Annotated in this window: 5 protein-coding genes; all 5 read left to right on the forward strand. The window is 64.8% G+C overall.

Annotated features, from left to right (window positions below; genetic code table 11):
• A partial coding sequence (locus AC1D01_RS31455) for a tetratricopeptide repeat protein (RefSeq protein WP_477873444.1) occupies positions 1-313 on the forward strand: 313 nt, incomplete at its 5' end.
• Positions 310-642, forward strand: coding sequence for a hypothetical protein (locus tag AC1D01_RS31460; protein WP_477873445.1), 333 nt, complete (start codon positions 310-312; stop codon positions 640-642). The genes AC1D01_RS31455 and AC1D01_RS31460, both read left to right, overlap by 4 nt.
• Before the next feature lie 62 nt (positions 643-704).
• Positions 705-1,361: a MotA/TolQ/ExbB proton channel family protein gene (locus tag AC1D01_RS31465; protein ID WP_047511923.1), complete on the forward strand. Its 657-nt coding sequence runs from the start codon at positions 705-707 to the stop codon at positions 1,359-1,361.
• Position 1,362: 1 nt separating this feature from the next.
• Positions 1,363-1,857 (forward strand): ExbD/TolR family protein, encoded by a 495-nt coding sequence (locus AC1D01_RS31470; RefSeq protein WP_477873446.1) that lies wholly within the window; start codon positions 1,363-1,365, stop codon positions 1,855-1,857.
• 11 nt (positions 1,858-1,868) lie between these two features.
• Positions 1,869-2,148: ExbD/TolR family protein (locus AC1D01_RS31475; protein ID WP_477873447.1), on the forward strand; the 280-nt coding region annotated here is incomplete at its 3' end.

Below are 2,148 nucleotides of genomic sequence, written 5' to 3' on the forward strand. Positions count from 1 at the left end.
GCAGCCGCTGTACCTCAACCAGCTCGGCATCACCTACCGCCAGCAGGGCCAGTTCACGAAGGCCAAGGACGCCTACGAGCGCGCCATCGCGCTCGATGCCGGCTATGCGGCGCCGCTGCTGAACCTCGGCATCCTGTACGACCTGTATCTGTGGGATGTTGCACAGGCCGGCGACCTGTATGGCCGGTATCTTGCGTTGACTCCGGGTGGCGATGCCACGGTGACCAAATGGGTCGCAGATCTGAAGAATCGTAAGCAGCCTGCCGCGGCGCCCGCGCCGGCCGCGGCTGCGAACCGGAAGGAAAAACCATGAAGTCCCGAGACCCCTTGCGCATGCCACTGACGGTGGCTGCGGTGTTCGCGATGCTGATCGCCGCCGGCCTCGCGCCCGCGTGGGCGCAGGACCGCGCCGACATCAAGGGCTCGCAGATCATCGGCAACCGCGAGCTGCCGAAGGTGCTGTACATCGTGCCGTGGAAGAAGCCGCTGGCCGGCGACCAGAGCGGCCGCCCCGCCGTCAGCGTGCTCGACGAGGCGCTCGCGCCGGTCGACCGCGACGTGTTCCGCCGCCAGGTCCAGTACGACACGCTGACGCAGCCGGTGGCTGCCGCCACACCCACACCCACCRCAGCCGCCAAGTAGCGACACCCGCGCGCCTGCCGTTTTTTGTCGAATCACAGAGTAGTTTCCATCGGAGATCAGAGATGAATGCGTTCAACACAGCAGTGAAGTTTTTCCAGGATTGCGGCTTGTTCATCTATCCGAGCTTGTTGATCATGGCGATCGGCCTGGCGATCGGGATCGAGCGCTACATCGTGCTGAACAAGGCGCGCAGCGAGAACCGCAAGCTCTGGTCGCACGTGCTGCCGATGTTGCAGAACGGCCGCTTCAAGGAAGTGCAGAACGTCACCGCGAACTCCGATGCCGCGATCGGCAAGATCGTCAACTACGGCCTGACCCGCATGCAGAGCCCGGGCCGCCGTGAAGACTTCGACGCCGCGATGGAAGAGGGCATGATGGAAATCGTGCCGCGCCTGGAGAAGCGCACGCACTACATCGCGACCTTCGCGAACGTGATCACGCTGGTCGGCCTGCTGGGCACGATCATGGGCCTGATCAAGGGCTTCACCGCGGTGGCGCAGGTCAACCCGGCCGAGAAGGCCGAGATGCTGTCGGCCTCGATCTCGATCGCGATGAACAACACCGCGTTCGCGCTGATGGTCGCGATCCCGTTCCTGCTGCTGCACTCGTTCCTGCAGGCCAAGACGGCCGAAATCGTCGACGGCCTCGAGGCCGCCAAGATCAGCTTCCTGAACCTGGTGCAGCGCCTGAAGGCCGAGCAGAGCACCGGAGCGCGCTGAGATGGCTGCTCGTCGTCGCCTGCGAAAGGAAACGGCGCACCTGGAGATCACCGCGTTCATCAACCTGATCGTGGTGCTGGTGCCGTTCCTGCTGTCGACCGCCGTGTTCACGAGGCTGTCGGTGATCGACCTGTCGTTGCCGGCGAAGAACTCCGGCGTGGAGCAACTGAAGGTGGACAACCTTCAGCTGGAGGTGGTGCTGCGCCCGGATTCGCTGGAAGTCGGCGACCGCCTGGGCGGGCTGATCCAGCGCATCCCGAACAACGCGAAGGGGTATGACACCGCGGCCTTGTCGACGCTGATCCAGCAGATCAAGGTCAAGTTTCCGGACAAGGTGGATGCCAGCGTGCTGGCCGAGCCGAACACCTCGTACGACGCGCTCGTGCAGGTGATGGATGCGGTGCGCGTCGTCGCCACGCCCAAGGGGCCGGCGGTGGTGCACACCGAAATGTTCCCCAACATCTCGATCGGCGATGCGCCGGTCGTCAAGCGATAGGGACGGGGGCCATGGCACTGATGACACCGCTGCAGAAGCGGGCCGAGCGCCGCGCGCGCAACCAGACGGGGCTCGACATGAACCTCGTCTCGCTGATCGACGTGTTCACGATCCTGATCTTCTTCCTGCTCTCGAACGCGACCGGCGTCGAGCTGCTGCCGAGCCCGAAGGCGGTGCAGCTGCCGGAGTCGACGGCCGAGAAGGAGCCGAAGCAGAACGTGGTGCTGGTGGTGAGCGGCACCGAGATCCTCGTCGAGGGCCGCAAGGTCGCCAACGTGGCCGACGTGATGG

Source organism: Rhizobacter sp. P3_B12 (assembly GCF_056402895.1).

Coding starts and splice junctions, on each gene's coding strand:
- AC1D01_RS31470 (WP_477873446.1), top strand. CDS start 1,363: ATGGCTGCTCGTCGTCGCCTGCGAAAGGAAACGGCGCACCTGGAGATC.
- AC1D01_RS31465 (WP_047511923.1), top strand. CDS start 705: ATGAATGCGTTCAACACAGCAGTGAAGTTTTTCCAGGATTGCGGCTTG.